Below are 25,212 nucleotides of genomic sequence, written 5' to 3'. Positions count from 1 at the left end.
GTTTTTAGATGCCTGGCGTAATTGGTACTGCCATAGCTATTCCGAGACAGGCAACAACAATGCCACTGAGAAATGCTTTCTGAACAATAAAACCGATTGGTTAAGTAGTCTAAAACCTACTAAAACGAGCTAAATAGCTACAATATAGCACTTTATTAAGCCATAAGCTATTGCTAATATGTTTGGCATGTAAGCTTACAACCAATTAGAAAAGTATTAGAAATGTGGCCTTAAAACTATACAGCATGCAGTAAATGGGGTGCGAAAATGGCTTAAGCCATTACAGCTATGGTAGCAAAAAATGCTTTTGCCAACTGGTGTTCGCCGGTTACTTCGGCCCTGTTTTCTGCTTCGGCGGGAGTTAACGCTTTAGTGAACATACGCCATGCAGTATCAGCAGTAATGGTAATGTTAGTTGTAGTTGGTGCGGCAAGTTTATCTAATATCCAATGGGCCTCGGTTTTGTGCAAATACCAACTACCGCCGGTATGGCTGTAAACGGTTATTTGGATAACAGACCCTACGGGCGCGTCAACTTTACGATAATTATGCGGTAGTGCGTACATAAATACGTCAATACAAGGATAGAAAAGTTCGGGCGTAAGCAAACCATCAACACCAATTGCATCTCGTATCTGTTGTTGGTGGTGCCATTTTTCGGTGTATTCGCGGGCAATGTGGAACCAGTTCAGTGAGGTCTCCTCTCCTGCCCATGCTACCGCATATTTTGCCGGTGCAAAAGCATCAAGCGAATTAATGTGTTCGATATACTGTTGGCCGGTACTCTCTAACTGCTCGATAAGTAGTTGCGGACTCGTACGTTTCATGGCATTAACCCAGGTTGCATTTAGGTTGTTGAGGTAAACTACCAGGTCACGGTAACTATTGATCTGTACATCCGGTGGCGGTGACTCATAACCTTGCAGGGTGGCAATGCCGCGTACGTTACCATCAAGTAAATGGGCGGCTACGTCTTTTACGGTCCATTGTTTGGCAACGGTTGGTTTATGCCAATCATCAGGAGATAAAGAGCGCAGCAGATCTATCAGCATCTTGTCCAGTACCGGGAAAAGATGTACTGTTTCAACAGGAATCTGCTGCGCCATAATAATATTTTAAACTGCCGGGTGAATGATCACCTGCCAATTAATATCAGCTTCGGCTTTGTACAAAGTAGCTGCAACAGAACAGTATTTATCTAAAGATAATTCTACTGCTTTTTTGGCTTTATCTTCATCAACGTTACCGTAAATGTGGAACTCGAGGTTAATGGTTTCCCAAAGCGATGGCTCTTTGCCGGCCTCGCGGTCGCCGCTGATCACCATTTTATAGTCAACTACATCCTGGCGTTGTTTTTTTAAGATGGTAATTACGTCGATAGCGCTGCAACCGCCAAGGCCCATCAATAGCATCTGCATTGGGCGGATACCGAAATCCTTGCCACCGCTTTCGGGGCTGCTGTCCATTTTTACCGAGTGTCCGTATTCGTCAGTAGCTTCAAAGCCAAAATCGCCGCTTACGCGCGAAAGTTTTATAGTAGCCATAAGTAATGTATTATGGGGCTAAGTTAATGTTTTATCTAAATATTGATAACGCTTCTACCCTCTTATCTGGTTTAAATGATGCTTCATGTGTTCTACATAATCAGTAGCAATAAATTCAATGGTGTGCAACGAGGTTTCATAACGCCCGTTATCGCATTTTACCAGAGCGCGTCCCGGTGGGGAATTTTTCAGCACGCGTATGATCTGCCGGTTCAAGAGTTCCCATAGTTTAAGCAGTTCTTCAATATCAGCAGTTTTATAGTGCTGTGCAGTAACCCATTCGTCCTGAAAGTAAATGAGTTTAAAGTTTTCCTCGTAAGTGCACCGTATAAAACGCTGCAGGTTAATGTGACCACTATCTATCAAATGACCAATTATGTCTTTGTTATTCCATTTGCCGGCGGTAACGGTGTCATTCCATGTAATAACCTGAGCTTTACCTGTTAAGAACTCATTGATAGTGTGCTCAAGTGCTATTGCCGCCGCTTTCATAACTAATAAATTTATGCTGATAAAGCTCACAAAAGCGGTTAATTATTCAAAATAAATTATCTTCATCCCTGTAAATACTCAACATGGCTTTAAACTACATCTGGATAGCATTTTTCATCATCGCTTTTGTGATAGCGCTTTGTAAGCTGATATTTTTAGGTGATGTAGATGCATTTAAGGTATTAGTTGACGGGATATTTTCCTCATCAGAGGCATCGGTTATGAAAATAGCCCTTCCGTTGGCAGGTAATATCGTGCTGTGGTTGGGTATTATGAACATTGGAGAACGTGCCGGTGCAATAAACTTTCTAACACGCATTGTAGGGCCGTTTTTAAGTCGTTTGTTTCCGGGGGTACCTAAAGATCACCCTGCCAACGGCCAGATGATGATGAACTTTTCTGCCAATCTATTGGGCTTAGATAACGCGGCAACACCTTTGGGCTTAAAAGCCATGGGTAGTCTGCAGGAGTTAAACCCGGATAAGGAAACTGCATCTAATGCGCAGATCATGTTCCTCGTGCTGCATACCTCGGGCTTGCAATTGTTGCCTGTAACTATTATTGCACAACGGTTTGTGCTTCATTCTAAAGATCCCGCCGATATTTTTCTTCCCTGTATCATAGCAACCTATGTAGCTACAGTGATAGGGCTGCTCGCTGTTGCTATAAAACAAAAAATAAACCTTTGGGACAGGGTTATTATTTCATGGCTGGGTGGCGTAACTGCATTTATCAGTTTAATGGTGTGGTATTTTACCACAAATTTAACGCACGAACAGATCTCTGTAGTTTCAAAAGTAGTTAGTAACGGGCTGCTATTCGCTATTCCTGTAATATTTATATTGGGCGGGGTTTGGAAAAAAGTAAACGTTTTTGAAGCATTTATAGACGGTGCTAAAGGCGGCTTTGATGTTGCTATCAAGATAATACCTTATATGGTTGCCATGCTGGTGGCCATAAGCGTTTTCAGAAGCAGCGGCGCGCTCGATTTTTTGAATGATGGTTTACGCTTTGTAGTAACCAAACTCGGGCTTGATACCCGCTTTGTAGATGCTATGCCGGTTGCTTACATGAAGCCATTAAGCGGATCTGGCTCCAAAGCTATGTCAATAGATATCATGACCACCTTTAAAGTCGATAGTTTTGCCGGGCACCTTGCATCGGTTTTCAACGGATCAGCCGATACTACGTTTTATATCGTAGCACTTTACTTTGGTTCGGTGGGCATTAAAAAATCAAGGTATGCTATCCCGGCAGGCCTTATTGCCGATCTGGCAGGTGTTATCACGGCCATTCTTGTTTCTTACCTGTTCTTCGGGGCTTTAAAATAATAGATACGTGGTAACATGCAACTGTTTTTGTGCGTCATGCGTACAAAGGTGCAGTTGTTATCAGTATGGTATTGTTTCAGGATGATGTTCCCCCCGTCCATCCATATTCAATTAATAATCTGGTCAGTAACATGCAACCGTTTAGGTATGGGCTGCGTATAACGTATAGTTGTAACAGCAATGTTATACTACCTGGTTTAGATTGATTGATTTTTGATGAGCGCTTGATGGGCAAAATATTTACCAAGGGTTTATTTTTATTATTCTTTTTCCTGCTTATTACGCGGGTTACTACTGCACAAACCATTACCATTGGTGCGGTAGATGCCGGCCCTTATGGCCAGGGTTCTACCATTGCGGTGCCTGTTACTATTGATAATACATCGGGATGTATCACCGCATCTACCAATACTTTTCGTCTCTACTTATCAGATGCATCGGGCAGTTTTGCTTCGCAGGTACAAATAGGTAGCTATGCAGGTTTCTATGCAACATTTGTAAATGGTATCATACCCTCGGGTACGCCTGCAGGTACAGGTTATCGGGTTAGGGTTGTCTCCACAAATCCATCGGTTACCAGTTCTACATCAGCAGCCTTTACCATCAATAATGCCGGTGGTGTAATTGCAGCTACTTCATCTCAAACTATAGGTTCAAATACAGAGGTCTTCGGTTCTTGCGTTGGCAATGGAAACTCAACGCCTTTCGCCTTTATAGATATTTCAACAACAGGCTCAACCACCACAGGTACGTTTATAAATGAGCTTAACCACGCTGTTGAAGCAAATAACCAGCCCTTGCCATATACTTTTGACGCTAAACTGAGCAATTATACTGTTATAGTTAAAGCAACAAAAGGCGGCATAGTAGGTACAAAGGCTTACACGCTAATAAATAATGTTGTTTTTCGTAACCTCGGCGGCAGTGGTGACAATATTTATTGCCTGGGCGCAGGTTCCACAGCCACGTTTACTATTACTATTGATAACGGCGCCCTAAACGGTATACGGTACAACTATCCCGGCCTTACCTATCGTGTTAATTGGGGCGATGGCACTTCAAACGTTTATACTTACTGCCAGCTTGCGGCAGCTAACGGTGCAATTACCCACGCTTATACCCGCTCATCGTGCGGGAATCAAATAGATAACCAAAATAACGTGTTTAAGGTAGATGTAACACCTATCAACCCATATTGCTCATCAAACGTAAGCCCATCATCGGCTTATGCAAAAATCTTAACACCGCCTACCAATCGTTTTACCTTTCCGGCAGCTGCATGTACCAACAACGCGGTGCGGTTTGATAATATATCAGACCCGGGGCAGGATCCTAATAGCAGCGCAGGTCTTTGTGAGAACCAAAATGCCCAATACACCTGGCTGGTTGATGGCGTTCCGGTAGCGGTTAACCGCACATTGAACCAGCCGCTTATTCATACTTTCACTACACATGGTACGCATACGGTAACGCTCCGTTTGCAAAATAACACAGGTTTATGTACAGCCGTAGATGTTTCGCATGATATATGTGTACAGGATGCGCCTACCATTGCCTTTACCCTGCCAACCACGATATGCCTGTCATCGGGCACGGTAACACCGCAAAATAACTCAGTAGTTGATGAAACCTGCAATACCAGCACTACTTATAATTGGGTAAGAGTTGCCGGCCCCGCATCAGGTGTAACATATAATGCATCGCTTAAAACACCAACTTTTACGTTTAACCAAATAGGCGTTTACCAATTCAGACTGGACATAGCTACCATAAGTTGCGGAACCATACAAGGCCCTACAAAAACTATTTTGGTTAACAATACGCCTGTTGCAGATCTGTCGCCCAATACTACAATTTGTACCGTTAATGCACCTATAAGTTTTGACCCTAACGCTGCAGAAACCAAGACCAATTTTGATGGTACGGCACAGTCTGATGCGACTACATATACCTGGGAACTGAATAACGGCGCAACCTTTGCCACAGGAAGCAATAGCCATACGCAATACCCACAGATCATATTCCCTACTACGGGCGTTTACACAGTAAAAGTTACACATCAAAATAATTGTGGTACCAATACTGATACTCAGCAAATAACAATAGCTAATGGCCCCACGGTTACAGCTACTGCCCCATCTCCTATTTGTGAGGGGAGTGTTGCAAACTTAACTGGTTCACCTGGTGTTGGCGGCATTGTTACCGCCGTACGCTGGACAAGCCCTACAGGTACAGCATTGAATTTTGCTAACGCTAACGCACCGGTTACAACCTATACCCCAACCGCTGCAGATATTGCCGCTGGCCAGGTTGTGCTTACTTATACAACCACAACATCATTAGGTGGTGCCTGTGGTACAGTTGCAAAGAATGTTACAGTGCTAATAACCCGGAAAGCTACAATTACCAGTGTTGCCAACCCTACGATATGTACTGGTGCTAACCTTGCTTATACCATTACATCGCCAACGGCAACAAGCTATAACTGGACCGCCGCCCTTACCAGTGGCACCGCAACAGGGTTTAGCACAACCGGTACTACGTCTACTATTAACGATGTTATAACCAATACCGGCACCGCAAATGCCGTTGTAACGTATACCATTACGCCTAATACCGGCACTTGCCCCGGCAATGTGTTTACACTTACGGTTACTATTTTACCAAATGCGGTGGGCGGTACAACGGCAGGCGCAACTACTGTCTGCCAGGGAAGCAATACAGGGCAGGTAACTTTAAGCGATTCGTACGGGAGCATTGTTTGGCAACAATCAACAAATGGCGGCACTTCCTGGGTAAACGTTATGCCTTTACAAGGCGGCTCTACACTAATTTATAATAACATTACTCAAACTACTTTATACAGGGCTGCGGTAACAAGCGGTAACTGCAGCATGGTATTTTCAACACCAACTACTATTACCGTAAACCCTCAAACACCTACCGCAAATGCCGGCGCCGATCCCAACCCCATTTGCAACCAATCTGTTTACACCTTACAAGGAAATAACCCCGGTACTTTTACCGGCGCGTGGACACAAGTTGCCGGCCCGGCAGCTAACATAGTAAATTCTGCAGCTTATAATAGCCAGGTTACCGGGCTTGCAGCTGGTAATAGCTACACCTTTAGGTGGACAATAAAAGGTTTGCCCCCATGCGCCAATAGTTTTGATGAAGTTACAATTGCTGTAAAGGCAGATGTTATTGCAAACTTTACCATGGATAATACACAGGTTTGCGGCGCAACTCCTATACAATTCACTAACACCTCAACCCCATTGGTTGCCGGCACGCAATATCTCTGGAATTTTGGCGATGGAACACCTACGTCAACAGATGTAAACCCTTCGCATACCTATATACCGAATGCCGATGGCACAACTGCTACGTACATTGTATCATTATCAATACAAGGCAATTGTAACCCTCGTGGGCCTGTTATAAAACAAATAACGGTTAGCGGGGCCCAGCCTAACCCGGCAATATTGGTAAATAACAAGGTAGCCTGCGGTACGCTTACACTGAGTGTTCAGAATCTCACAGCAGGCAACAACATCAGTTACGAGTATCACCTGGTAGATGCTTCAGGAACTGATTTAACCACACCTATCCTCAAAACTAATAACGATAAGAGCAATGCTGATTTCCCGCCGGTACAGGTAACGCAGAGCACATCATGGTTTGTATATATGGATGCTGTAAACTCCTGCGGTGCCAGTGGTCGCAGTCCGCAAACGCAGATTTCGGTATCGCCATCCGGTCCGCAATCTAACATGCAGTTTAAAGATAACATCACTTCTGTTTGTGTAGGTTCCCCGGTTGTATTTCGAAATTTATCATCGGGTGGTGAAACGTATACTTATACTATTTATGACGAGAACAGGGCGCAGCTAACCAGTATCAAAACCAGTAATACAAATGATATTAACTATCCTTTTGCCACTGCCGGCAATTATTTTGTAAGCGTGCGTGCTGCAAATACAGGGTGTGGAGATGGCCCCGAGTCTGATCTGTTGCCTATTACGGTTTATCCTTTACCTGAGCCATCCTTTACTTATACTGTTGATGTAAACAATAAGGTAACATTTGTAAATACTACTCCTGCTGCGGGCACTATACCTGCAGCTGCTTTAACATATACCTGGAAATTTGGTGATGGTTCGGTAAATGAAACGGCCATCACACCGCTTCCTCATCAATATAATTACGAGAACTCGCCGTATACTGTAACGCTTACTGCAGCAACGCCAAGTGGTTGCAGCAAAGACTTTACCCGCAAGATCGAGATCAAATTTACGGGCGAGTTATTCCTGCCTAATGCTTTCCAACCGGCATCAAGCACCAGCGAATTGAGGGCTTTTAAAGCAAAAGGCCAAAAATTGAAAGAGTGGCGCCTGCAGATCTTTAATAATTGGGGCCAACTAATATGGCAAACATCGGCTCTTACCGGCGACGGTTCCCCCGCTGATGGCTGGGACGGTACATACAATGGCCAACCTGTACCGCAGGGCGTTTACGTATGGCAGGCAACGGCAAAATTCATCAACGGAGCCGAGTGGAAAGGTAATTCGCTAAACGGATCATTACCTAAGCGCACCGGGGTAATTCATTTAATACGATAGTGATGAGGGGAATAGTGAAATATAGCTTATTAGTGATCGCAGTGATAGCATTGTTCATTAGTCGTGCTGCTGCGCAGGATCACATGTATTCGCAGTTCTTTAATTCGCCGCTATACCTAAACCCGGCATTGAACGGGCAATTTGAAGGCGATCTGCGCATGAATCTTATCTATCGTAACCAGTACACGTCAATCCCCGGTAATTTATCTTACCTATCGGCTTCTATAGATTATAATGTACCCCAATTTGGTGGTGGCCTTGGTTTAATATTTACCCGTAGTAGTGAAGGTACTGCTTACCTAAACAAGAACAATATTGCCGGTATTTATTCCTATAGCGTAGGTTCGCAAGATTACGTGCTGTCCTTTGGCTTACAGGCAGGTATCACCAATCGCTCGGTGGACTTTAGCAAGCTCGTGTTTGGCGATCAGATAGATCCCAGCCTGGGCTATATCCCCGGCTCAGCAACAGGTGCAGACAGGCCTGATTTTAACAATAAATTCTTTTTTGATGCCGGTGCCGGTGTTAACCTAACGCTTAAAAACTTCAACATTGGTTTGGCCGGGCAGCATTTGAATACACCTAACCAATCGTTTACAGGTACACCGTCAAAATTACCCGTACGCGCAACGGCACACGCCAGCTTTAGATATAACCTTACACAAGATGATAATTTGGATGATGAAGATAAATCATACATCATACCGTCAGTTGTTTTTTATAAGCAAGGCAACATGCAATCATTAAGCGCTGGCATGCAGTACAAACGCAAAAGCGTTAATATAGGTGCCTGGTACCGCAGTGGTGGTGCCGGCGGGCCAAGTGCCTTCGTAGTTTCACTCATCTTTGATCTTTTTATTAATAAAGAAGGTGGGGAAAAGGTGCGCTTTGGTGTTAGTCATGACGTACCGGCAGGTGGCGTTAATTACGGCAATACAAGCGGTACAACCGAAGGCAGCATTGGCTACGAGACCACTCTGCCATCACGAGAAAGAGGCGAACAAAAATTTTATGGCGCCAGCAGATGTTATCATTTTTACTAAATTTACATACCCCCCCTCAATTATTATTTAAACTATTATGAGATCAGCGCCTCCGCCACCAAGGCCCTATGTACGCAGAAGGGAAGCTCCCCCGTCCAGGGATTATTTAAAGGACAAAAAAGTAAAGAAGAAAACCGCCAAGAAAGCTGCATGGCTTATTGTGCTTGCTTTTGTTGTTTTTGGTGTGTTTTTAGCAAAATTCGCCTTATCTGATAGTAACGTTTCGTTTGATGGATTGCCAGATAGCGATACTGCTTATGGTATTGCGAGGCAATTTATACAACCAACCATCAGGGCTACCAATGTGCGTTTTTCTGATGACCGATATAAATTTGCAAAACAATCAGACTCTATCTACGTCATTAAATCATCGTACAATACAAAATATGATGATGGCGAAAACCTGACCACCAACTTTACCATTACTTTGAAATACCGCGGCGGTATGGGCACAAAAATTGGTAATTGGAACATGGTAAGCCTTGATCAGGACAACTAATTTCCTGTGCATGGAAGAATTGAAAGATCCGGTAGTAACTGCAAACGCAAGAATAACACACGCTAAATATCAAACCATTGTTACCAGTGATGGGCATAGTTTGGTAGCTGATGAACCGTTAGATAAAGGTGGCACCAATACTGGGATGTCTCCTTTCAATTTGCTATTGGCAAGCCTGGCAAGTTGCACGGTGATCACCCTGCGTATGTATATTGACCGCAAAATGTGGGTAGTTGATGAAATAGCCATTGACCTGGAACTGTTTAAGACAGATACCGGTACATTCATAGATTGCAAACTGAATTTTGAAGGCGAACTTACCCAGGAACAAAGAAAACGCCTTTTAACTATTGCCGATGCCTGCCCTGTTCACAAAATACTGGTGGGAAATGTTACGGTTAATAATGCTGTTACCGTTTAGTGCTTAGTGCAAGCCCTTTACAAAGATATCTATCAATAATAAACGTTTGGTATGTATCTCGTCTAATAGTTCTTTGGTAGGGAACTTATGGCCTTTGTGCGGCATTGAGCCACTAACTTTTATACCGTGTAATGCGTCTAAAAATACTTCAACTATCTCTCCGATATTTTCTTTAGACTGTAAAACCCCTTTCTCTATCTCCGTCTCAATAGCTGCGGTAAGCATGCGTTTTTCGGCATTGTTTATATTGCCAATGATATCCCAGATAGAATCGGGCAGGTTTTGCTCATTTACACGGAAATAATCAAAAAAATTAAAGTTGGTAACAATAAAATCGTGATGGGTATTTACCTGGTAAAGGAATGCATCCTTAAGGTTGATGAAATGGCCTATCTTATCTTCCAGCTGTTTAAGATAATCGGCAGCAAGTTTACGCATAACGGCCATGTACAACTCGCTTTTATCAGGAAAGTAGTAGTACAATAAAGCTTTCGACATAGAGAGGTCGCCGGCTATTTCATTCATGGTTGTTTTTGAGTAACCATAATGCAGAAAGCGCTGGTGTGCGGCATCTAATATTTTTTCGCGTTTTATGTCTTGCTGATCTATCGCTGCTGAACTCATTAGTTGTTTTAAGTTTGACTATTTTACATTAGCGTTCAACAAAGCTATTTAAATCCAACGATAAATGTGTCAGCCTGACGCGAAATATGATTTTTATATGTTAAAACTTATAAGTGATTAATAATCGCTATCCCGGCGGCCACTGTTAGGGCATCTTCACAAACCCCAACAACCGGATCGGCAACACGGGTATTAGATACGATAGCCTTCCGTAAAAAGAAACATCCGAAACTTGACCCGAATGCAGCCATACCACCAATAAAGCCACCAATAACGGCATTTTGATTTTCGCCTTTAAAAACTGCAGCGCCACATAATGCTCCTGATACGATGCGGCCTATCAATCCCGGCTTAGCTATACGGTCTGGCGCGGTAGGCAACTTATCTCCTACCAGCTCGCCTGCCGCAAGTACTTTAAAAACCTTTGAAGTGGGTATCGTCTGCAGAAATTTCAAAGGAGAATCCTTAAGGTTTGCTGATGGATGCCTGCTGTATAAATGTGACAATACCGCGGGTGCATACATGGTGCGCATACCTGCTATGAGGCCTAATCCTGCTGCTCTGCTGTATGTTTTTGCTACTGATAAACTCATTTTAATGGTGTTTTGTAATACAACACCGAAAAGTTTTATACTGTTTGTTAAATTAATTAAATCAACAATTAATTTAACCTGTTATAAACCTAAACTACTACCAGATGAAAATACACGAAGATAATGCATTAGGAGCCTTAGGAAGCGCAATTGGCAAAGGCCTGCTGGCCGGGCTGGCCGCAACCGCCGCCATGACACTGTCACAATCAATAGAGATGAAAATAACAAAGCGCGAAAGCAGCGATGCTCCTCTTAAAGTGGCCGGCGATGTTTCTGGCGTTGCACCTGCATCACCAGAGGAAAAGCCAAAGCTTAACCAGGAAATACACTGGAGTTATGGTACCGCCTGGGGTGTTGCCCGCGGGTTGATAGGTTTAACCGGTTTAAAAGGTTTGCCTGCCACCCTGCTGCACTTTGGTGCTGTTTGGGGTACCGCTTTGGTAATGCTGCCTAAACACGATGCAGCTAAACCAATTGATGAGCAGAAACCAAAAGATATAGCTATAGATGTATTGCATCACGGCGTTTATGCCCTTGCCGCAGGGCTTGTTTATGATGCCCTTGATGCAGGCAGCCGCCGTGAGCGTAAACTGCGCAAAGTGGCTAATAACCTTAAATCGCTGATTAAAAGGTTTAAATAACAATGCCTCTGAAATGAAAAAGCCGCACCAAATTAATGTTGCGGCTTTTTGCTATGTTGATTTTTGGACTTATGCTTCTGCTATTTCCACTTTAGGCTTTTTAACTTCTTTCTTTTTACCAAAGAAATAGTTTTTCATATTAACCCTGATGATGTACATACATGGTACCAATATCAAAGTGATAATGGTTGCGAAACCAAGACCAAAGATCATGGTCCATGCTAACGGGCCCCAGAAGGCAACGTTATCACCACCAAAGTGGATATGCGGCTCAAAGTGAGTAAACAGGCCTACGAAATCGATATTGAAACCTACAGCCAGCGGTATTAAACCTAATATGGCAGCAGTTGCTGTAAGCAATACAGGCGTCATACGGGTATGGCCTGCTTCAACCACTGCATCGTGCAGGCTTGCACCCTGGTCTATCAGCATATCGGTAAACTCAACCAACAATATACCATTACGTACCACCACACCAGCAAGCGCTATGATCCCCACGCCTGTCATTACAATGGCCATGGTCATGCCGAACAATGCTGTACCCAATAATACGCCAATAATACTGAAGAAGATCTCGCTGATGATGATAAACGTTTTGCCTATCGAGTTAAACTGTAGCATCAGAATGGTGAAAATTAAACCACCTGAAGTTGCTAAAGCCCCGAGTAAAAAGGTCATCGCTTCCATTTGGTCTTCCTGGCCACCACCCTGGCGAATGATCACATTATCCGGCTTTTTAAAGTTGTTTATAGCCCTCAGGATATTCTGGTTAACCTCGTTAGCATTGTAAGGCTTAATAACGTTTGAGCCAAGCGTTAGCACCCTGCGTTGCTGCTTACGCTTAATGTTACTAAAAGTATTTGCATAGCGTACATCGGTAAAAGCCGAGATAGGTACCTGGCGGATAGCGCCACCTGTAGCAAGATCGCGATAAGTGATCTTTAAGTTGCGAAGCTCGTCAATGTTACCGCGTTGTTCTTCAAGCGCGCGCACCTTTATCTGGTAATCGTCTTCTTTTGTATTACGGAAATCAGCAGCCTTTTTACCAAATATTGCAGTAGCAAGGTTATCTGTTATTTGCCCGGTTGAGATACCCTCACGGTTAGCACGTTCACGGTCAATATCAAAAATGATCTCCGGTTTATCATTCTGCACGTCGGCAACCAGATTCTCAATACCCGCAATGTTTTGTTTTTCCAGATATGATTTTAGTCGTGTACCGGTTTTTACCAGTGTATCAAGGTTATCACCGATGATCTCGATACTGATATCTTTTTGTACCGGTGGTCCGCTGGCTTCTTGCGCTACAGAAATGGTAACGCCCGGCACAATGTTTTGCAATTGCTTACGGATGTTAGCTAAAATAGGCTTAGTGTCCTTGCCATCGCGATCACCAAATTCAACAAAGGCTACGGTAACTTTACCGCGGTTTTGATAATCGCCCTGGTCTTCGTCTTGCGGGTCGGTAACGCTTTTGGTAACGTTTGATATGATGGATGATACTATATCTTTATCCGGTTCAATTATCTGCGCAACTTTCTGCTCAACCTTTTTAGTCACCTCGTTTGTGGTAGCCTGGTCGGTACCAATTGGCATGGTGATGTATACGTAGGCAAAGTTGGGGTCGCCCGATGGGAAGAACTCCGGCGTTTTACCCAATACGGCGGTCAAAACTATCGCCAAAACAAATAAACCAAAAGTACCCATTAGCATGGTAACAGGGCGTTTAACTGCCCGCTCTAACCATTTGGCATACCAGTTCTGGAACTTAGGCCATGAGTTTTTCTGGAAACGGTCTATCACCTTTAATAAGAAGAAGTGATTTAGCAGGTACAGCGCTATGATGAGTACCATAAAGTTACCAAACCCAATGTTGATCAGATAACCAATAACCGTAGCAGCACCTAACCATATCAAAGCACGTTTGGTTGGTTTGTCAAATTTAGGGTTATCATGTTCTCCATCGTGGTGTGGCTTCATAAAGTCAACCGCAAACACAGGGTTCATGATGTAAGCAACCACCAATGATGCTAACAAGGTAATGATAAGCGTTATAGGCAGGAAGAACATAAACTCACCAATGATACTGTTCCAGAACGCCAATGGTACAAAGGGTGCAAGAGTTGTCATGGTGCCGGAAAATACCGGTAAGAATACTTCACCTGCAGCCATTTTAGCAGCCTCTTTGATAGGCACTTTGCCATTGGCAAAAATACGGTGCGTATTCTCTATCACCACAATAGCATCATCCACTACAATACCCAAAGCCAGCAAGAAAGAGAACAATACGATCATGTTAAGAGTAAAGCCGATGGCAGGCATTATCAGGAAGGCGATGAAACATGACAACGGTACCGATAGCGCCACAAATATGGCGTTGGTTGTACCCATAAAAAACATCAGGATAACTGTTACCAGGATAAAACCAATGATAATAGTATTGATCAGATCGTTCAGTGTAGTACGCGTTTTGTCGCTTTGGTCGCCGGTTACGGTGATATTTAAGCCTTTAGGGAAAACAGTTTTCTGTTTATCCTTTATCAAAGCATTGATCTTATCTGATGCTTCTATCAAGTTTTCGCCGGTACGTTTACTTACGTTTAGGGTAATAACGTTTTTAAACTTCTGTTGCTGTGGCGTTTTTAAACGGGCATAACTCTCCTGCTCAAGAAACGAATCTTTTATCTCTGCAATATCGCGCAGATAAACGGCCTGGCCTTTAGGATTACGTATAACCATTGCGGCAACCTCATCAGCGTTCTTAAAGTCTTTCTTGATATCAATACTGCGGCGAACACCATCTGTTTTTATGGTACCTGCAGATGCAAGTATATTCTCATAACCTATAGAGTTGGTGATATCAGTGAATGTTAGCTGAGCGGCAGACATTTTATTAAGATCAACGTTGATCTGTATCTCGGGCGTTAACGCACCAATCTCGTCAACTTTCGAGATCTCTTTAAAACCTTCAATTTCGTCTTTCAGCAGGTCTGCATATTCTTTTAGCTTTTTCAGGTCGTAATCGCCCGATAAGTTGATGTAAAGGATAGGCAAGTCGGCAACGTTAATGTCTGATACCTGCGGTTCTTTAAAATTCTGGTCGTTTTGCGGAAGGTCCTGGCGGGCTTTATCAACAGCGTCCTGTACATCTATCTTCGCATCCTTAACTTTTACATTAGCCTGAAACTCAGCGGTAATAATAGATACGTTTTGTACTGAGTTTGAAGTTACCTTTTTTAAACCTTTTAATGACTTTAGTTTTTTCTCTAATTGCCTTGTTACCAGGTTCTCTACATTCTGCGGCGATTGGCCCAGGAACTGCGTGGTAACAAATACCTTAGGTACGGCAATATCAGGGAAGTTCTCTTTAGGGAGATTGTTATAGCTGATGATACCCAATACCGTGATCAGGAACATGAGCACGTATATGGCTGTTTTATTATCGATGGCCCAACTTGAGGGCGCAAATTCTTTTTTGATATCTTTCATATCTGTAATAGATAAGGTTGATTGTTAAATGGCAGACTTACTTGCTTTGATCTTATCGCCGTCCTCAATATCAGCAGCGCCTTCAGTAACTATTTGGTCGCCGGCTTTAAGGCCCGATAAAATTTCGGTAACACCACCGTAGGTAACACCTGCTTTAATAGCAGTGCGTTTTGCAGTACCGTTAGCATTTACGTACACATAATCGCCTTCTTCAGAGCGTTGGATGGCTTTAACAGGAACGGTAATAGCATTTGTTTTTGAGTAGTCTGCGATCTTTAAAATAGCCGTCATATTTGGGCGAAGCGTTTTGCGCTGAGGTAATTTCACTTCCACCGCAAAGCTGCGCGATGTTGGGTCGATAGCTTTCGCCGCAAAAGTGATGTTAGTGGTTAACGAATCGTTAGCATCAGGCACAACAACATTTACTTTATTGCCGGTTGCAACGCTGCCAGAATACGATTCCGGCACATCAGCTTTTACTTTTAACACATCAGCATTAACAATGCGGATACCTGTTTGCCCCGGTTGTGCCACTTGCCCAAGTTTAAGGTCCATTTGGTCAACAGTACCATTTATAGGCGATACAATACGGTACATGGCCGCTTGTTCGCGAAGGCCTGATAATGCCTTTTTGCTTGCTTGCAGATTGGTTTGAGCCTGCAGGAACTGTACCTCGGTACCTATTTTTTGATCCCATAAAGCTTTCTGGCGACTGAACAATTGTTGGTTCAATGCCACCTGCGCTTCAGACTGTGCAATGTTTTGCCTAAGCACGCTGTTATCTAACTGTACCAAAGTTTGGCCTTTAGATACATGCTGGCCTACCTTAGTGAAGATACCGGTAATAGTACCCGGCGATTGCGGATAAGCTGTTACGTTATCCTGTGCATCAATTTTACCTTGTATTTGTACGTAGTTAGTAAATGCGCCGCTTTTTACGTCTACTACACCTACCTCGGTAGTTTTGGTCGAGTCGTTGCCACCAACTTCAGCCTGTAGTTTAGCAACCTGGGCGTTTATTTCTGCTTGTTTTTTTTGCAGATCAGCCAGTTGGGCTTTTTTATCTTTCGGCTTATTTGAGCATGCTGCCAATACTGCAAGGGCCGGTAATATGTATAAGTATTTTTTCATGTTGAGTTTGATATGAGTGATTTAGATTATCGTTATTGTATTCTTCCGTAAGCTTTGTCGAGGTCTACCTTACTTACCAAAGCATCATAAAGACCCTGTATATATTTATTGTCTGCATCTTCAAGGGCTGTTTGTGCCTGGGTTACCTCAATGCTTGAGCCTACGCCCTGCTGGTATTTTATTTTTGATACGCGTAATACTTCTTGCGCTAATGCCTGGCTTTGCTTTTGGTTATTAAGTGTTTGCAAGCCGTTTATGAAGTTGATACGTGCCTGGCTGGCCTCAAGCGTTAACGAATTTTTTAAGTTCACTAAGTCGTTTTGAGACTTAAGCACCGTAATTTTAGATTGTTTTATTTGATACTCTCTTTGCAGACCGTTAAAAATTGGGATATTGATACTTAAACCTACATAAGCCGAAGGAAAATTATTGCTGTACAACCGGCTAAAACTATTGTTTTGGTAAGATGCTGCATAGCTTGCATTGGCACTAACCGTTGGTAAGTACTGGGTTTTCTTATTTTTAAGATCAAGTTCATTTAATTTTTTCTGAGTCTCCTGCAAACCGTATTCTATCCTGTTATGATAGAAAGTGGTATCCGCGGTCAGCGCAGCAACATCGTTCTGCAGATCAATGTCAGTAAGCTTACTTACCAGCGACAGGTTGTTTTCTATAGGCATCCCCATTTGAAATTTCAACAACTGATAATTAAGGGCAAGCAAACGCAATGTATTTTCCCGGGTAGTTAATAAATTGTTGTATTGTACAGAAATACGGTCTACATCAATTTTCTCTACAAAACCCTGTTTATTTTGCGCGGTTGTTTGATCAACCTGTTGTTTTAATTGATTAATGTTGGCATCAAGCAATCTAATTTGTTCGCTGTTAACCAAAACCTGGTAATAGGCTTTGGTAACATTTACATTTACCTCGATTTTAGAACGCTGATAGTTTCTGGTAGATAACTCTTTGTAAGTTTTAGAAGCTTTTAAACCAACAAGGTAACTGCCGTTAAATAATATCTGATTGGCCGTTACCGAAAGATTGGAATTGTATTTAACTCCAAACTGTACAGGTATAAAAGTTCCTGCCGGCTGGCCAGCCAGTTCGCCCGGCAACAACTGTGTGGGTATTTTAAGATAATCAGTAAGTGTTGCCTGGCCGTTTATTTGCGGCAATCCTATGCCGGTTGTCTCTTTTACCTTGTATTCAGCGCTTTTAACGTCTAAATTGGCATTAAGCACAGCGTTCTGATGTTTGTAAGCATAATCTACGGCTTCCTGCACCGTAAAATTATAGCTCTCAACAACAGGCTGTGTTTGCGAGAAGCTTTTTAAAGCCCCTGTTAAGCACATTAGTAGGGTAAGTATTCGTTTCATTTGTTGTATATATGGTAGTTTGTTGTGTTGCAAAACAAGTGTTGTTTTTGACAGCCTTATGTCAACAGTGTTGTTGTTAGCTGGCTTTTTTTTCAATATGCTCTGATTTATATTTATCAAGCAGTTCGTGACCTTTCAGCGTGCATATACCATAGTTAAAATGCTCTAACATTTGGTACTGCACTTTCCATGGGTTAAATTGTGCTACCGGGAATATCGCAGTATTAAATCCCATCTCAACCTGGTTAACACGCATCTTAGCCAGTACTTTTACGTCAATATCAGCCCTTATTAAACCCTGGTCTATGCCTTTTAATAAAAGTTCTTCCAGTGTTTTTACCAGTACATCGGCTTTAAACTTCTGAAATTCTGCCCATGATTCGGGGTGATATTTCTGCATATCATGTATCACAATTGGGTTAATGCGCCCGAAGATCTCTTCAGAGGCCTTCATCATGTTGATCATTTCTTCGATCACGTTTGATGATTTGTTGATGATATCCACTATCTGGCATTCATCTTCCTGCAATTTTTTCCTGACCAGCACCGTTACCAGGTCATTTTTATCATTGAAAAAATGATAAATGGTTTTTTTCGACATACCCAAATGGCGGGCAATATCGTCCATGGTAACGCTCCTGATGCCCGCTTGCAGAAAAAGCTCTTCGGCACCTAAAATTATTCTATCGATTTGACCGTTTGACATTATTGGTCAAAACTATGGAAACATTTTTAGATTTCAAAGTTTCCATGATAAATTACTTCTGTATTACAACTGTCCATTTTCCACAATTGTCTATCTTTGCAAAAAAATCACTCAATGGATTTAAATTCCCTAACTGCCATATCTCCTGTCGACGGTAGGTACCGTAACTCAACATCAGCACTTGCAGCTTATTTTTCAGAATTTGCCCTAATTAAATACAGGGTGTTTATTGAAATAGAGTACTTTATAGCACTTTGCGAGCACCCGCTGCCGCAGCTACAAGGCTTTGATAAAGCCAAAACCGAAAAGTTACGCGATATCTACAGAAATTTTTCTGAGGAAGATGCAGTGGCCATTAAGGACATTGAGAAAACCACCAACCATGATGTTAAAGCGGTTGAGTATTTTATAAAAGCTGAGTTTGATAAGCTTGGCTTAGAAGAGTTGAAAGAGTTTATCCATTTCGGCTTAACCTCTCAGGATATTAACAACACAGCTATACCCTACTCGTTTAAACTGGCCTTAGAAGAACTTTACCTGCCGGAGATATCTTCGCTGATAGCTAAATTACAGGAATATGCTAACGAATGGGCTAACATCCCGATGCTGGCACATACCCACGGACAACCTGCATCGCCAACCCGTTTAGGTAAAGAGATACAGGTGTTTGTTGAGCGTTTGGAAAAACAGGTAGCGCAACTGAAAGCCGTACCACATGGTGCCAAGTTTGGCGGTGCTACAGGTAACTTTAATGCACACCACGTGGCATACCCTGCTATTGACTGGAAAGCTTTTGGCAACCATTTTATCAATGATATTTTAGGACTGGACAGGTCGCAGTACACTACCCAGATAGAACATTACGATAACTTTGCAGCGCAATGTGATGCCATGAAGCGTATCAATAATATCATTATTGATTTGGATCGTGATATATGGACGTACATCAGCATGAACTTCTTTAAGCAGAAGATAAAAGCTGGTGAGGTAGGTTCATCGGCCATGCCACACAAGGTTAACCCTATCGATTTTGAAAACAGCGAAGGTAACTTAGGTATTGCCAATGCATTATTTGAACACCTTGCGGCAAAACTGCCTATCTCACGTTTACAACGCGACTTAACCGACTCAACCGTTATGCGTAACATCGGTGTGCCTGTAGCTCACACTATTATTGCTTTTAAATCAACCCTACGCGGACTGAATAAATTATTGCTAAACGAGGCTGCTATCAACTCAAGTTTAGAAGCTAATTGGGCAGTGGTTGCCGAGGCTATCCAAACTATCCTTCGCCGCGAAGGCTATCCTAATCCTTACGAGGCATTGAAAGAACTTACCCGTACCAATACCCAGGTAAATGCTCAAACCATCGCTGAGTTTGTGGATGGGTTGAATGTGAACGATAGCGTTAAAAACGAGATAAAGGCGATCACTCCGCAGAATTATACGGGCATATAATGTGCAGATTTCAAATATGCAAATGTGCAGATGATTCAAAAAGCTAATCTGCATATCTGAAATCTGCATATTTGCACATTAAAGCATCGTCACGACGAGGTCAAAACACTTTAAACAGGATGCTTAAATCAAAACCCTGTTTATATTTGTTCTACTTATAAATAAGAAAACAAGATGAATATCAACGTATATACCGAAGCTACCCCTAACCCGGCAACAATGAAGTTCATTGTGAACAAGTTGCTGATCAACGGCAGTGTTGACTATGCCACTAAAGAAAGCGCTGAAAAATCGCCGTTTGCTAAGGAATTGTACAAATTTAACTTTGTTAACGGTGTGTTCTTCGCCAGCAACTTTGTTACGGTTACCAAAACCGACGGTGCTGATTGGGATGATATACAACCAATACTTAAAGAGTTTGTAAAAGGTGCCGTTGAGGCCGAATATAAAGTACAGGAAACCGAGCAGGAAACTGATGTTGAGTTTGAAGGCACTGAAACAGAGATCAAGATCCAACAGATCCTGAACGATTACGTTCGCCCTGCTGTTGAACAGGATGGTGGTGCTATTGCTTACCGCTCGTTTGATGAAGGTGTGGTTACTGTAGAGCTTCGCGGGTCATGCAGCGGTTGCCCGTCATCAACTGTTACGCTTAAAGCCGGTATCGAGAACCTGTTAAAACGTATGGTTCCTGAAGTTACTGAGGTGGTTTCTGAAGCTCTTTAAGGATTATACTGATTTTGGTGGATGATTTCACCGATATAATATAAAAGGCCGGTTGGATATCCAATCGGCCTTTTTGTTTGATAGCTCACTTACCTAAAAGGAGACTAAACGTTGAAATACTTATCTACATAATCCAGCAACTCTTTAGTTATCTTGCCGTTAGTAGCCACCAGTTCGCGTTTCTTCAACACTTCGCTGCCGCCATGGAAGTTTACCACCTCGCCGCCTGCTTGCTGAACTATGACGATACCCGCGGCAATATCCCAAGGATTTAAGTTATACTCATAAAAAGCTTCAAAACGGCCACATGCTGTATAGCACAGATCAACCGCTGCTGAACCTAAACGGCGCAGGCCGTGGCAATTGCGCATCAGCTCTGTAAAGAGTTTGATGTATCGTTCCTGGTAGCTGAAATCGTAATACGGGAAACCGGTTGCTATAAGGCTATCAGCAACTTTGAATTTGTTGCTAACCTTTATCTCGGTGCCGTTTAAATATGCAGGTGCATCTTTATGGGCCGAGAAGCACTCGTCAAGGTTCACCTCATATACCACACCTAACACAGGCGTGTCGTATTCCTGCAGAGCAATACTTACCGAGAAGCTTGGTAAGCCATGTATAAAGTTGGTAGTGCCATCCAAAGGATCTATAACCCAGTTATAGCGCTCCCCTACCTTCGTGCTGGTTTTTTCTTCGGTGATAAAGCCGGCCTCGGGTAAAATTAACTCAAGTCCGGCTACTATTTTCTCCTCTGCAGTTTTGTCAACGTATGATACAAGGTCGTTAAGGCCTTTGTATTCAATGCGGTCTGCATCAAAGGTTTTGCGTTCTTCACGTATAAACTGACCGGCTTCTTTAGAAACATCTATAACCCGATCAATAATCTGATTGAAGTTCATGATATATCAAGGTAAATTAAGTGATGATACTATGCGTTCACCGCACCGGTTTTGGCAAAACGTTTATTACCAAAGTAAATAAGTAATGAGCCACCCACAACCATAATAACAGAGATCATCTCTGCCTGCGTGAATGATACGCCTGCTACCACATATTTGGTGTTCACGCGTATTAACTCAACGAAGAAACGTTCAACGCCGGCCATTATCATGTAAATGCCGAAGAACACACCCGGCGCTTTAACACGATGGCGCATTTTCCAAAGGATGAAGAATAGGATCAGACAAACTACAGTTTCGTAGAATGGCGTTGGGTATACGGGTAATCTAAGTTCGTTGCAATATTTGCCAACACAGCCCGGGATGTGATTGTCATAATCAGACTGGTCTACATTGTGCGGATATTTAAAGCTCCACATCCAATCTGGTGCCCAGCTAAACCAGCTTGGCTTTGGTTTAAGGTTAGGGATACCCCAGTCGCCATCACCGGCCATCTGGCAGCCAATACGGCCAAGGCCGTAAGAAAGCATCATACCTGCCGCGCCAATATCCAGCATGGTAAAAGGCTTCACACCATGCTTGTTAGCGATATATAATACCGCAGCGCCACCACAAATTAAACCGCCGTAGAAAGTTAAACCGCTAAAGCCTATCAGCATGCCAACAGGGTCTTTCATAAAAGCGTCCCAGTTTTCTAAGGCATTAAAGAGCTTAGCTCCGGCGAAGCCGAAAATGGCAGCCCATAGCAAAATGCTACCCATCAGCTCATAAGGATGAACATCAATGGTACGCTTTTCAGGAGCAGGTAGCACCTGCTTTTTGTTCTCGTAATATGCCCAATAAGCAAAACCGGCAGCACCTAAAATACCACCGATAAGGTTACCGCGGGTAGACAGCAGGAAAGCCTGAGGATCATTAACTGCCGCGCTAAAGTTCAGCGCAACATCAAATATCTTATAGAATATTATGAAGCCGAATATGGCGTTACTTGCTAACTTAAACGTGGTGATCTTAGCACCTACGGTTACGGTTTTTTTAAATGATTTGATATAACCTAAAGCTTCTTTACGCTTAAACTCCTGCGTAAAAGCCCAGTATGCACCCATAAAGGCGATTGCCACAAAAAAACCAAAGGTTTGTACGATCTTAAGAAATTCAACGTGCGCCCCTGTCAGGTATTCAACAAGGAAGTAGAGATTTGGGAACATAGGTGCTTAAGTTTGTCGGGCGAATATAACAGTTAATGCACTAATATCTCTTCGCTTTCTGTTATTTCAACATCACCATCCGGTGAAATTGCTGTTAAGTGCACTGTTTTAATTTCGTTAACCAGTACGGGGTCGTACTTGGCTTTTACCTTAACGTAATTGCGCGTAAAACCGTGCATATAGCCGTCTTTTATATCGCCTTCAAACAGTACCTCATCGGCTTTGCCTAATTGGGTCTCGTAAAATGCACGGCGCTTTTTATCAGACAGGATATGTAGCATCTTGCTCCTGTCTGCACGGGTTGACCCAGGTACAGTTCCGCTCATTTCAGCCGCAGGGGTATTTTCACGTTCAGAGTAAGTGAAAACGTGCAGATATGAAATATCCAGATCGTTAAGGAAGTTATAAGTATCAATAAAATCCTCGCGGGTTTCGCCCGGGAAGCCAACAATAACATCAACACCAATGCAGCAATGCGGCATCAGCTCTTTTATTTTGGCAACACGCTCCGCATACAGCTCGCGGCGGTAACGGCGGCGCATTAAACCTAATATTTTGTTATTGCCCGATTGCAGCGGGATATGAAAATGCGGTACAAAACGTTTTGAGGTAGATACAAATTCGATGATATCGTCGCTCAAAAGGTTGGGTTCAATTGATGAGATGCGGATACGTTCAATTCCTTCAACCTCGTCCAAAGCTTTTACCAGGTCAAAGAATCTGTCTTCGCGCTGGCCGTTACGGATCCCGAAATCGCCAAGATTTACCCCTGTCAACACAATTTCTTTTACACCTGATGCAGCAATTTGCTTTGCCTGCTCAACAGCATTTTCAATGGTATCGCTTCTGCTGGCGCCGCGCGCCAATGGGATGGTACAGAAAGTACATGAATAATCGCAGCCATCCTGCACCTTTAAAAATGTACGGGTACGGTCGCCGATAGAGAAAGACGGAACAAATTCGTTTGCCTCACTCACCGGCTGATTGTAAACAACGGCTTTGGGCTTTTTGGTCAGGTCGGTAATGTGATCTACCAGCTGGAATTTCTCGGCTGCGCCAAGTACCATATCCACACCGGGTATCTCTGCTATCTCCTGTGGTTTCAACTGCGCATAGCAGCCTACAATGGTTACAAATGCAGCAGGCGATATTTTAAGTGCCTCTTTTACTATTTTCTTACACTTTTTATCAGCGTTCTCGGTAACCGAACAGGTGTTGATCACAAAAACGTCGGGCGTATCGGTAAACTCAACGGTATCGTAACCGGCATTGGTAAATAACCTGCCGATAGACGAAGTCTCCGAGTAATTGAGCTTACAGCCAAGTGTATAAAAAGCGACTTTCTTATTCATTTGCAAGCCGCAAAGATAAGATTTTTAGAGATTAGTTGAAGTCAGAGATTAGTCAATTGGTGATTAGAGATAAAGGATAGGTATCTATCCGGTTCTTAAATCACAGAAAAACTAACCATCAAGTCATGCTGAACTTGTTTCAGCATCCCAAATGCAAGACACTATCGCAAAGAAACTATTCCACTCCCCTAACCTTCATCCGTATCACATAAACCGCTTTCGATGCGGTGATAAAAAGCGTTCTCCTGCCCTTGCCGCCGAAACATAGGTTAGCCGTCCATGGCTCAGAGATATCGATATGGCTTATCTTCTCTCCCTTTGGGTTGATGATGGTAACGCCCTTGCCTGCCAAATATAGATTACCCTGTTCATCCAAAGTAATACCATCTGCGGTTTCGGTAAAGAATGAGCGTTTGTTGGTGATATTGCCATCAGGTTTAATATCGTATTTATAAATCTTGCCGGCACCGATATCAGCTACAAAAAGATGTTTACCATCTGGCGTGCCTACAATGCCGTTGGGCTTTACCATGCTGTCAAGTAGGATCGGTTTGTTTTGTCCTTTTCTTAGCAGGAATACTTTCTCGCCGCTCATTTCAGACTTATTGCGTGTCCAGTAGTCGCGCTGAAAATACGGGTCGGTAAAGTAGATGTTGTCGTACTTGTCTATCCAAAGATCGTTAGGGCCGTTGAACAGTTTACCTTCGTAATCCTCAAGCAATACTTTTACCTTTTTCTGCGGACTGATCTGCCAAAGCTGGTTATGTTCATCTGCACAGGCTATCAGGTTACCTTTTGTATCGAAATAAGTGCCGTTGGCACGGCCTGCTTTGTCCATAAAAACGGATAGCCTGCCGTTGGTATCATATTTCCAGATCTTGTTATGGGGTTGATCGGTAAAATAAATATTCCCTTGCCTGTCAACCGCCGGCCCTTCGGTAAACTCAAATTGATTTGACACTAACTTTGGTTTCGCACCGGCATCAAACAGTTGTGATGTTTGCGCAAATGCCGATAATGAGCAAAAGCAAAGGAAAATGAGCAAGCTTCTCAT

Annotated in this window: 21 protein-coding genes; 8 read left to right on the top strand and 13 right to left on the bottom strand. The window is 43.0% G+C overall.

Features of this window, described 5'->3' with window-relative positions; all coding sequences use genetic code 11:
- Positions 1 to 272: 272 nt before the first annotated feature.
- The 3 genes from D0C36_RS01595 to D0C36_RS01585 are packed head-to-tail and all read right to left on the bottom strand — an operon-like array spanning position 273 to position 2,036.
- Positions 273 to 1,106, bottom strand: a complete 834-nt coding sequence (locus D0C36_RS01595; RefSeq protein WP_117389842.1) for a maleylpyruvate isomerase N-terminal domain-containing protein — start codon at positions 1,104 to 1,106, stop codon at positions 273 to 275.
- Between the two features lie 9 nt (positions 1,107 to 1,115).
- Positions 1,116 to 1,544 (bottom strand): OsmC family protein, encoded by a 429-nt coding sequence (locus D0C36_RS01590; RefSeq protein ID WP_117389841.1) that lies wholly within the window; start codon positions 1,542 to 1,544, stop codon positions 1,116 to 1,118.
- Positions 1,545 to 1,598: 54 nt separating this feature from the next.
- Positions 1,599 to 2,036, bottom strand: a complete 438-nt coding sequence (locus D0C36_RS01585) for a DinB family protein (RefSeq protein ID WP_117389840.1) — start codon at positions 2,034 to 2,036, stop codon at positions 1,599 to 1,601.
- 83 nt (positions 2,037 to 2,119) lie between these two features.
- Here D0C36_RS01585 and D0C36_RS01580 point away from each other — a divergent pair, with 83 nt between their 5' ends.
- From D0C36_RS01580 to D0C36_RS01560, 5 genes are all read left to right on the top strand, one after another.
- The gene (locus D0C36_RS01580; RefSeq protein WP_117389839.1) at positions 2,120 to 3,367 is read left to right on the top strand and encodes a nucleoside recognition domain-containing protein; all 1,248 of its coding nucleotides are present in this window, start codon (positions 2,120 to 2,122) and stop codon (positions 3,365 to 3,367) included.
- A 227-nt stretch (positions 3,368 to 3,594) separates the two neighbouring features.
- Complete coding sequence (locus D0C36_RS01575; protein ID WP_117389838.1) at positions 3,595 to 7,989, top strand: PKD domain-containing protein; 4,395 nt, start codon at positions 3,595 to 3,597, stop codon at positions 7,987 to 7,989.
- 2 nt (positions 7,990 to 7,991) lie between these two features.
- Entirely contained in the window at positions 7,992 to 9,032 is a 1,041-nt protein-coding gene (locus tag D0C36_RS01570) for a PorP/SprF family type IX secretion system membrane protein (RefSeq protein ID WP_117389837.1), read from the top strand.
- Between the two features lie 37 nt (positions 9,033 to 9,069).
- Entirely contained in the window at positions 9,070 to 9,531 is a 462-nt protein-coding gene (locus D0C36_RS01565) for a hypothetical protein (RefSeq protein WP_117389836.1), read from the top strand.
- Positions 9,532 to 9,541: 10 nt separating this feature from the next.
- The gene (locus D0C36_RS01560; protein WP_117389835.1) at positions 9,542 to 9,952 is read left to right on the top strand and encodes an OsmC family protein; all 411 of its coding nucleotides are present in this window, start codon (positions 9,542 to 9,544) and stop codon (positions 9,950 to 9,952) included.
- A gap of 3 nt (positions 9,953 to 9,955) precedes the next feature.
- On the opposite strand, the gene D0C36_RS01555 is transcribed toward D0C36_RS01560, so the two are convergent.
- Positions 9,956 to 10,576, bottom strand: a complete 621-nt coding sequence (locus D0C36_RS01555; RefSeq protein ID WP_117389834.1) for a TetR/AcrR family transcriptional regulator — start codon at positions 10,574 to 10,576, stop codon at positions 9,956 to 9,958.
- A 107-nt stretch (positions 10,577 to 10,683) separates the two neighbouring features.
- Positions 10,684 to 11,169, bottom strand: a complete 486-nt coding sequence (locus tag D0C36_RS01550) for a DUF4126 family protein (protein WP_117389833.1) — start codon at positions 11,167 to 11,169, stop codon at positions 10,684 to 10,686.
- Positions 11,170 to 11,273: 104 nt separating this feature from the next.
- Here D0C36_RS01550 and D0C36_RS01545 point away from each other — a divergent pair, with 104 nt between their 5' ends.
- Positions 11,274 to 11,810, top strand: coding sequence for a hypothetical protein (locus D0C36_RS01545; protein ID WP_199501946.1), 537 nt, complete (start codon positions 11,274 to 11,276; stop codon positions 11,808 to 11,810).
- A 69-nt stretch (positions 11,811 to 11,879) separates the two neighbouring features.
- Here D0C36_RS01545 and D0C36_RS01540 read toward each other — a convergent pair whose 3' ends face one another.
- From D0C36_RS01540 to D0C36_RS01525, 4 genes are all read right to left on the bottom strand, one after another.
- Positions 11,880 to 15,299 (bottom strand): efflux RND transporter permease subunit, encoded by a 3,420-nt coding sequence (locus D0C36_RS01540; RefSeq protein ID WP_117389832.1) that lies wholly within the window; start codon positions 15,297 to 15,299, stop codon positions 11,880 to 11,882.
- Positions 15,300 to 15,323: 24 nt separating this feature from the next.
- Positions 15,324 to 16,430 (bottom strand): efflux RND transporter periplasmic adaptor subunit, encoded by a 1,107-nt coding sequence (locus D0C36_RS01535; RefSeq protein WP_117389831.1) that lies wholly within the window; start codon positions 16,428 to 16,430, stop codon positions 15,324 to 15,326.
- A 32-nt stretch (positions 16,431 to 16,462) separates the two neighbouring features.
- Positions 16,463 to 17,809, bottom strand: coding sequence for a TolC family protein (locus tag D0C36_RS01530; RefSeq protein WP_117389830.1), 1,347 nt, complete (start codon positions 17,807 to 17,809; stop codon positions 16,463 to 16,465).
- Positions 17,810 to 17,885: 76 nt separating this feature from the next.
- Positions 17,886 to 18,515 carry a TetR/AcrR family transcriptional regulator gene (locus D0C36_RS01525; RefSeq protein WP_117389829.1) on the bottom strand — a complete coding sequence of 210 codons (630 nt, stop codon included), beginning with the start codon at positions 18,513 to 18,515 and terminating at the stop codon, positions 17,886 to 17,888.
- 114 nt (positions 18,516 to 18,629) lie between these two features.
- On the opposite strand from D0C36_RS01525, the gene purB reads away from it, so the two are divergent.
- Both purB and D0C36_RS01515 read left to right on the top strand, forming a co-directional pair.
- Positions 18,630 to 19,973, top strand: coding sequence for an adenylosuccinate lyase (gene purB, locus D0C36_RS01520; protein ID WP_117389828.1), 1,344 nt, complete (start codon positions 18,630 to 18,632; stop codon positions 19,971 to 19,973).
- Positions 19,974 to 20,147: 174 nt separating this feature from the next.
- A complete protein-coding gene (locus D0C36_RS01515) occupies positions 20,148 to 20,699 on the top strand; it encodes a NifU family protein (RefSeq protein WP_117389827.1) in 552 nt (183 codons plus the stop codon).
- Between the two features lie 104 nt (positions 20,700 to 20,803).
- Here the strand turns inward: D0C36_RS01515 and D0C36_RS01510 are convergent, their stop codons facing one another.
- The 4 genes from D0C36_RS01510 to D0C36_RS01495 all read right to left on the bottom strand — a co-directional run bounded on the left by D0C36_RS01510 (position 20,804) and on the right by D0C36_RS01495 (position 25,212).
- Positions 20,804 to 21,598, bottom strand: coding sequence for an inositol monophosphatase family protein (locus D0C36_RS01510; protein ID WP_117389826.1), 795 nt, complete (start codon positions 21,596 to 21,598; stop codon positions 20,804 to 20,806).
- A gap of 29 nt (positions 21,599 to 21,627) precedes the next feature.
- Positions 21,628 to 22,806, bottom strand: a complete 1,179-nt coding sequence (locus D0C36_RS01505; protein ID WP_117389825.1) for a prolipoprotein diacylglyceryl transferase — start codon at positions 22,804 to 22,806, stop codon at positions 21,628 to 21,630.
- A 32-nt stretch (positions 22,807 to 22,838) separates the two neighbouring features.
- Complete coding sequence (mtaB, locus tag D0C36_RS01500; RefSeq protein WP_117389824.1) at positions 22,839 to 24,158, bottom strand: tRNA (N(6)-L-threonylcarbamoyladenosine(37)-C(2))-methylthiotransferase MtaB; 1,320 nt, start codon at positions 24,156 to 24,158, stop codon at positions 22,839 to 22,841.
- A 175-nt stretch (positions 24,159 to 24,333) separates the two neighbouring features.
- Positions 24,334 to 25,212 carry an SMP-30/gluconolactonase/LRE family protein gene (locus D0C36_RS01495; RefSeq protein WP_117389823.1) on the bottom strand — a complete coding sequence of 293 codons (879 nt, stop codon included), beginning with the start codon at positions 25,210 to 25,212 and terminating at the stop codon, positions 24,334 to 24,336.

The organism is Mucilaginibacter conchicola (genome assembly GCF_003432115.1).
In the GTDB taxonomy this organism is placed as follows: domain Bacteria; phylum Bacteroidota; class Bacteroidia; order Sphingobacteriales; family Sphingobacteriaceae; genus Mucilaginibacter; species Mucilaginibacter conchicola.
This window is presented reverse-complemented; position numbering and strand designations above follow the sequence as displayed.